The organism is Dyella kyungheensis, assembly GCF_049913195.1.
Taxonomy (GTDB): Bacteria; Pseudomonadota; Gammaproteobacteria; order Xanthomonadales; family Rhodanobacteraceae; genus Dyella; species Dyella kyungheensis.
Genome location: NZ_CP183983.1, coordinates 4,962,416 through 4,969,812, shown reverse-complemented (window position 1 = coordinate 4,969,812; position 7,397 = coordinate 4,962,416). Strand labels below are relative to the sequence as shown.

Below are 7,397 nucleotides of genomic sequence, written 5' to 3'. Positions count from 1 at the left end.
GGGAAGTCTTCAACCACTGGAAGGAGCGCTTACGCGCGGGGTGGACCGGCAAGTCTAGCAGCACGAACCCTCCTTCATGGCGCGGATATCCACATGGATATCCACAGGAAGTAAACAGCCTTTTGTCAACCCGCAAAATACCCCTATTTGACAAGGGCCAAGATTCCCTCGCATAATTTCCAACCTTTTTACCACCTTAACCGGAGGAAGCCATGTCCAAGCGGACCTTCCAGCCCAGCAAGCTCAAGCGTGCCCGCACCCACGGCTTCCGTGCTCGTATGGCAACGGCCGATGGCCGCAAGATCCTGAACGCACGTCGCGCGAAGGGTCGCAAGCGCCTGATCCCGTAAGCGGCTCGCCACGATGCGTGCCGCCGGCCTGCCGCGCGAAGCGCGGCTTCGAAGCGCCGGTGACTTTGCAGCGTTGCGACATACCAGCGGCCGCCTCGGCGGCCGCTGTTTTTCTGTGCGCTATCGGGTCAACGAACTCGGCCACCCGCGCATGGGCCTGGCCATTTCCAAACGCGTCTCCAAGCGCGCGGTCGATCGCAACCGCATCAAGCGCCTGGTCCGCGAATCTTTCCGACGTGCCCGCCTTGACCTTCCAGCGGTCGACCTCATGGTGATGGCACGCGAGCAGGCCTGTGGCCTGCCCGGCCCGGAGTTGCTCGCCGAATTGCAGCAGCTGTGGAAGAAACTGCGTTCCGCGAAAGTCGAGGCCACATTGAAGCCGGGCGAACCGACCGGCACAATCGAGCGTTGACCTTCTCCATTCCTTTCCGCGGCACGGCGCCGCGGGCATGCACCGGATCTGCTCCGCGATGAATCAAACGCGCACGTTCCTCATCTTTGCCCTGCTGGCTGTGGCCTACCTCTTGTTCCAGGCCTGGGAGAAGGATTACGGCCTGCAACCGCCGGTGGCGGCTGCGACCACGCCCGCGGCCGGTGCCAGCACCAGCACTGACAACAGCGTGCCGGGCGCCAGCTCGTCCACCGCGCCGGCCGCCGTGCCCGGCACCGTCAGCGAGGCATCCGCGCAATTGATCACGGTCAGCACCGATGTGCTGCGCCTGACCATCGATACGCGCGGCGGCAGCGTGGTGCGCTCGGAGCTGCTCAACTATCCGGCGGTGCCGCGTACCAAGAAGGATCCCGATCCGGCGCCGGTGCGCATGCTCGACGACGATCGCGCGCAGTACTTCGTGGCGCAGAGCGGCATCGTCAGCAACCAGGGCGACGCGCCCGATCACCGCGCCGTGTTCTCGGCCGCGCAGACCAGCTATGCGCTCACCCAGGGCCAGGACGATCTGAAGGTCGACCTCACCTGGCAGAACGCCGCCGGCCTCAAGGTCACCAAGACCTTCGCGCTCAAGCGCGGCAGCTACGTGGTCACGGTCGACCAGAAGATCGACAACGGCGGCAGCACCGCCTGGGCCGGCAACACCTATGAACAGCTGCAGCGCGTGGCGCCGGCGCAGCAGAAGAGCTGGTGGCAGAACTTCAGCGACCCGGCTTCGCACAGCTTCTATGGCGCTGCCTGGTACAGCCCGGAAGACAAGATGACCACCCTGCCGTTCACCGACTTCGCCAAGAAGCCGTTGAACCACGCCATCACCGGCGGCTGGGCATCGATGCTGCAGCATTACTTCTTCGTGGCGTGGATTCCGTCCGCGCAGGACGCCAGCAGCTACAGCACCAGCGTGATCAATCCGGACACCGCCCAGCCGGTGTACCTGATCCGCGCGGTGGGCCCGTCCATCAGCGTGGCGCCGGGCCAGAGCGCGACCAGTGCGGCGCGCCTGTATATCGGTCCGAAGCTGCAGGGCACGCTCGACCAGGTGGCGCCGGGTCTGGACCTCACCACCAACTACGGTTGGCTCACGGTCGTTGCGCAGCCGCTGCATTGGTTGCTCTCGCAGCTGCACGCGATCGCCGGCAACTGGGGCGTGGCGATCATCCTGCTGGTGCTGCTGCTAAAGGGCGCGCTGTGGAAGCTCACGGCCGCGCAGTTCCGCTCCGGTGCCCGCATGCGCAAGCTGCAGCCGCGCGTGAACGCTCTCAAGGAGCGTTACGGCGACGACAAGATGAAGATGCAGCAGGCCATGATGGAGCTGTACAAGAAGGAAAAGGTCAACCCGATGTCGGGCTGCCTGCCGGTGCTGATCACCATGCCGGTGTTCTTCGGCCTGTATCGCGTGCTGATGGAAAGCGTGGAGCTGCGCCATGCGCCGTTCTTCGGCTGGGTGCACGACCTTTCCGCGCCCGATCCGTTCTTCGTGCTGCCGGTGATCTACATCCTGGTGATGCTGGCCACGCAATGGCTCACGCCGGCGGCGGCGGGCATGGACCCGGCGCAGCAGAAGATGATGAAGGTGATGCCGGTGGTGTTCGGCTTCATGTTCCTGTTCTTCCCGGCGGGCCTGGTGCTGTACTGGGTGATCAACGGTCTCACCAGCCTTACCCAGCAGTGGCTGATCACGCGCAGTGTCGACCGCGCGGATGAAAAGGCCAAGGCGACGGCCTGATCAAACTGAAACGTTCAAAGAAAAGGCCGCGCGAGCGGCCTTTTTCTTGCACGACAAACCTCCCGCTCGTCATCCCGGCGCAGGCCGGGATCCAGTAGCGTCGATGGCTGGTCTTCGCGACAACCAGATGCTGTCGCCACTGGATCCCGGCCTGCGCCGGGATGACGGAGAGGATGGCTATATCGTTATCGCATTCCCCTTCGCAAACCGCATAATTCCCACCATGACTCACACCGACACCATTGCCGCCATTGCCAGCGCTCCGGGTGCCGCCGGCGTCGGTGTGTTGCGCGTGTCGGGGCCTGCCGTTCCCGGCATCGCCGCGGAACTGTTCGGTCGCGAGCCCGAGCCGCGGCGCGCGCACTTCACCGCGTTCCGCGAGCGCGACGGCGAACTGATCGATCGCGGTCTGCTGCTCTACTTTCCCGCGCCCGCTTCCTACACCGGCGAGCACGTGCTGGAACTGCAGGGCCACGGCAGTCCCGTGTTGCTCGATGCCTTGTTGCGACGCGTGTGCGCGATGGGTGCGCGACTGGCGCGACCGGGCGAATTCACCGAGCGCGCATTTCTCAACGGCAAGCTCGATCTGGCCCAGGCAGAAGCCGTTGCCGATCTGATTGCGGCGCGTTCGCAGGCCGGCGCGCGGGCAGCGTTGCAGTCGATGGAAGGCGTGTTTTCGCGCAAGGTGCACGATCTGCTGCAATCGCTGATTGCGCTGCGTGTGCATATCGAAGCGGCGATCGATTTTCCCGAAGAGGAAATCGATTTCCTCGCCGACCCGGCGATTGCGCGCCAGTTGCATGCGTTGCGCGCCGAACTCGATGATCTCTTGCGCGAAGCGCAACGAGGCGTGCGCCTGAACGATGGCCTGCGCGTGGCCATCATCGGACGTCCAAACGCCGGCAAGTCCAGCTTGCTCAATGCACTGGCCGGCAGCGACCGCGCCATTGTCACTGACATCGCCGGCACCACCCGCGACGTGCTGCGTGAACAGCTCAATCTCGACGGCATCTCGCTGGAACTGGCTGACACGGCGGGACTGCGTGAAACCGACGATCCGGTCGAACGCGAAGGCGTGCGGCGCGCGCATGGCGAGCTGGCGCGCGCGGATGTCGCATTGCTGGTCACCGATGCGGCGCAGGCCGAGCACGATCTGGCTTTGCTGGCCGACCTCCCGGCCCGCGTCGAACGGATCGTTTTCATCAACAAGATCGACCTGGGCGAGCATGCGGCGGGAGTCGAGGTTCGCTCCAATGCGATCTGGATGTGGGCTTCCGCAAAGACCGGAGCCGGCCTGGAAACGCTGCGCAGCCATCTCAAACAGCTTGCCGGCGCAGGCGGCGGCGAAGGTGCCTTCAGCGCTCGTCGGCGCCATGTGTTGGCGCTGGAACAAGTAGCCACGCACCTGGCGCGCGCCGACGACGTGCTGCACGCGACCCGTGCCGGTGAACTGGCGGCCGAGGAGTTGCGGCAAGCGCAACACGCCTTGGGCGAGATCACCGGCACCTATACCAGCGATGACCTGCTGGGTGCGATCTTCAGCTCGTTCTGCATCGGCAAGTAGCCGCCGTCCGGCAGTGCGCAGTGCTTTCGGAGTCGTCCGATAGATTGCTGCGGCACGCTGCTGGCAGCATGCAAGGACCTGCCCGGAGTCCCGATGGCTCCGCGCTTCAACGTCAGCTCACAGTGGAGTGCTCGCCATGGAATGGTATTTGAAGGTCCTCAAGCAGCACTATTTTGATTTCAATGGCCGTGCACGCCGCCAGGAGTACTGGATGTACACCTTGGTGAACATCATCGTCATCGTGCTGCTGCAGATCCTCGCTCGCATGGTGCCCGTGCTGGGCATCCTTGCCGCTGTTTACGGACTGGCCGTGCTGCTGCCGGGACTTGGCGTGACGGCTCGTCGCCTGCACGACGTCGGCAAATCCGGCTGGTTCATGCTGCTCGCCTTTGTTCCGGTCGTTGGCCTTTACCTGATTTATCTGCTGGTGCAAGACAGCGAAGCGGGCGGCAACGCTTACGGCGCCAACCCGAAGGCTTAGTCCGGGATGCGGAAGGCGGATCGCAGCCGGCTTCCGCAGCGACGGCGGTAAGGCGTTCCAGTCCAGTGGGTTAAGGGCGCGCTTTGCTGACGGGGCCGACGGGTGGCGCTAACATGCTGAGTTTGCGCGCGGTCGTACCGAACACTCAGGCATGCTCTCTTTCTTCTTCGGCGCCTTCGGGCTCTCCACTTTCTGGTTGATTCCCCTGCTCTGGCGCATCGGCAGCCGTCTGCTGAAGCGGCAGCGGCGTGTTGCCGGCGGTGAAGGCTCGATTCGGTTCGGCTTGGGAGCCCTGCTTGTGCTGCTGGCGAGCGCCACGCTCGAAGGCCTGCTGATCGACCAGTACACCGACGATGCAAACGCTGGTGGCACCGTGTGCCGTGCACTGTCGCATGCCATCGGCGGCCTGCTTGGCGGATGGCTGACCACGCTGGTGATGCTGGGTGCCCTGGCTGTCGCGCTGCCGTGGTATCTGGGTATCGGTTGGCGCTTGATGTTCAAACATGTGGCGGCTGGCGTGGATGTCCTTGCCGCGCCGATTCAGCGTGTGATCGAAGCGGTTGCCGCGCGTCGCGGTTCGTCGACCGGCCGTCGAGCTGGCGGTGCCGTGCGTCGGCCCAAACAAGCGACGACCACTGCTCGACGCGCGAAAGCGGGAGCGACCCGCCGAACACCGGCCGAGGCCTCGACAGCTCCTCCGCCGACGCTCACGCCTGCGCCCCCGACCGAAGTGCGGCCCGCATCCGTGTCCATGTCGCGCGTTCGCCAGGCCGCCCAGCACGAGAAGGTGATACGCGAGCCGTGGCTGGTGCCCAAACATGGCCAGCCTGCTTCAACTGGGCCGAGACTGGGCACGGGGCGTTCCGCGACGGTCGTGCCGCTGGGGACAAGGGCGACCGCAGCGAGCACGCGCGAGTCCGCCGATGCTGCGAATCATCAACCAGCCAACGTCGCCACCAGTTCGGCGCCGTCGTTGCCCGCCGCCGAATCGCCGATCGAAGCGGTGCTCGCCGTGCCCGAAGTACAGCCTGCACCGCTGCCGGCCGAACCGATAACCGTCGAACCTCCGGTCGAAGCCGAGATCGATCTGGCGACCGTCAGCCCGCCGCCCATGCACACACCGGCCGTATCGTCGCGCTGGTCGGCAGCCAATGACGAAGTGGCGACTCAGGCTCCCGTGCACGTCACCCCGGTGCAAACCGGCGCGTCGATGCGCCAGCGCAGCTCCGCCATGTTGCCGCCGCTGTCGCTGCTGGCCGCTCCGCGACAGGAGATCGCGTCCATCGACGAGCAGCAGCTCGCTGACACGGGCGAGTTGATCGAGCAGCGACTTCGCGAGTTCAAGGTGCCGGTCACGGTCGTCGGTGCGTCCGCCGGTCCCGTCATCACTCGCTTCGAGGTGGAACCCGCGGTCGGTGTGCGCGGCAACCAGATCGTCGCTCTGATGAAGGATCTGGCGCGCGGACTCGGCCGCTCGTCCATTCGTGTGGTCGAAACCATCCCCGGCAAGACCTGCATGGGCCTGGAGTTGCCGAACGAGCAGCGCCAGATGATCGCGTTGTCCGAAATTCTCGATTCGCCCGCCTACCGCGATGCCGATTCGTTGTTGACGCTGGCGATGGGCAAGGGCATCACGGGCGAACCGGTAGTGGCCGATCTGGCCAAGGCACCGCACATGCTGGTGGCCGGCACCACCGGCTCGGGCAAGTCTGTCGCGGTGAACGCGATGATCCTGTCGATGCTGTACAAGGCCACGCCCGACGACGTGCGCATGATCATGATCGATCCGAAGATGCTGGAGCTTTCCGTCTACGAAGGCATCCCGCATCTGCTGGCGCCGGTCGTCACCGACATGAAGCTCGCGGCGAACGCGCTCGCGTGGTGCGTGGCGGAGATGGAAAACCGCTATCGCGTGATGTCGGATCTGCGCGTGCGAAATCTGGCCGGCTTCAACCAAAAAGTGCGCGAGGCGCGTGCGGTTGGCCGGCCTTTGATGAATCCGTTCCCCGCGCATCCCGAAGTGCCCGAGTTGCTGGACACCTTGCCGATGATCGTGGTGGTGATCGACGAGCTGGCCGACCTGATGATGGTGGCCGGCAAGAAGATCGAAGAGCTGATCGCCAGGCTTGCACAGAAGGCACGCGCCGCCGGCATTCATTTGATTCTTGCCACGCAGCGTCCGTCGGTGGACGTGATCACTGGCCTGATCAAGGCGAACATTCCCACGCGCGTCGCTTTCCAGGTCTCGTCCAAGATCGACTCGCGCACCATCCTCGACCAGATGGGTGCGGAAAGCCTGCTCGGCCAGGGCGACATGCTGTTCCTGCCGCCGGGTTCCGGCTATCCGCAACGCATCCACGGCGCCTTCGTGGCCGACGAGGAAGTGCACCGCATCGTGGCCCACCTCAAGCTTTACGGCGAGCCCGATTACAAGGATGAAATCCTGGCCGGCCCGCCCAGCGAAGGCTCCGGCGAACTGTTCGGCGAAGAAGGTGCCGATGCCGAACTCGATCCGTTGTACGACGAAGCCGCCGCGTTCGTGCTGCGCTCGCGCCGCGCATCGATCTCGTTCGTGCAGCGCCAGTTCCGCATCGGCTACAACCGTGCGGCACGTTTGGTCGAAGCGATGGAAGCCGCCGGACTCGTCTCGTCGATGGGCATCAACGGGCAGCGCGATGTGCTGGCGCCGGGACCTTCGGACTAAGAGTAACCACCACTGTGGGAGCGCACCCTGTGCGCGACACGTCCGAAGCGATGCATGGCATTCGCCTCATTGCAGTCATTCGCCAGCGTGCTGTCGCGCACAGGGTGCGCTCCCACCATGGCGA

The 7,397-nt window shown here is 64.8% G+C and carries 5 protein-coding genes and 2 pseudogenes; all 7 read left to right on the top strand.

Features of this window, described 5'->3' with window-relative positions:
* The first annotated feature begins 212 nt into the window (after positions 1–212).
* A complete protein-coding gene (gene rpmH, locus ACN9MB_RS22230; protein WP_019464789.1) occupies positions 213–350 on the top strand; it encodes a 50S ribosomal protein L34 in 138 nt (45 codons plus the stop codon).
* Positions 351–363: 13 nt separating this feature from the next.
* Positions 364–762, top strand: a complete 399-nt coding sequence (gene rnpA / locus ACN9MB_RS22225) for a ribonuclease P protein component (protein WP_204634808.1) — start codon at positions 364–366, stop codon at positions 760–762.
* A 58-nt stretch (positions 763–820) separates the two neighbouring features.
* Positions 821–2,524, top strand: coding sequence for a membrane protein insertase YidC (gene yidC, locus ACN9MB_RS22220; RefSeq protein WP_426270337.1), 1,704 nt, complete (start codon positions 821–823; stop codon positions 2,522–2,524).
* A gap of 223 nt (positions 2,525–2,747) precedes the next feature.
* Positions 2,748–4,088, top strand: coding sequence for a tRNA uridine-5-carboxymethylaminomethyl(34) synthesis GTPase MnmE (gene mnmE, locus ACN9MB_RS22215; RefSeq protein ID WP_426271963.1), 1,341 nt, complete (start codon positions 2,748–2,750; stop codon positions 4,086–4,088).
* Positions 4,089–4,224: 136 nt separating this feature from the next.
* Positions 4,225–4,569, top strand: a complete 345-nt coding sequence (locus tag ACN9MB_RS22210; protein ID WP_426270336.1) for a DUF805 domain-containing protein — start codon at positions 4,225–4,227, stop codon at positions 4,567–4,569.
* A gap of 151 nt (positions 4,570–4,720) precedes the next feature.
* A pseudogene (locus ACN9MB_RS22205) lies at positions 4,721–5,014 on the top strand (DNA translocase FtsK 4TM domain-containing protein); the annotation flags it as partial.
* A 612-nt stretch (positions 5,015–5,626) separates the two neighbouring features.
* Positions 5,627–7,273, top strand: a pseudogene (locus ACN9MB_RS22200) (DNA translocase FtsK); the annotation flags it as partial.
* Between the last annotated feature and the right edge of the window lie 124 nt (positions 7,274–7,397).

Bases quoted from the DNA above. Each gene is read 5' to 3' on its own strand.
- rpmH (WP_019464789.1), top strand. From the start codon at position 213: ATGTCCAAGCGGACCTTCCAGCCCAGCAAGCTCAAGCGTGCCCGCACC.
- rnpA (WP_204634808.1), top strand. From the start codon at position 364: ATGCGTGCCGCCGGCCTGCCGCGCGAAGCGCGGCTTCGAAGCGCCGGT.
- yidC (WP_426270337.1), top strand. From the start codon at position 821: ATGAATCAAACGCGCACGTTCCTCATCTTTGCCCTGCTGGCTGTGGCC.
- mnmE (WP_426271963.1), top strand. From the start codon at position 2,748: ATGACTCACACCGACACCATTGCCGCCATTGCCAGCGCTCCGGGTGCC.
- ACN9MB_RS22210 (WP_426270336.1), top strand. From the start codon at position 4,225: ATGGAATGGTATTTGAAGGTCCTCAAGCAGCACTATTTTGATTTCAAT.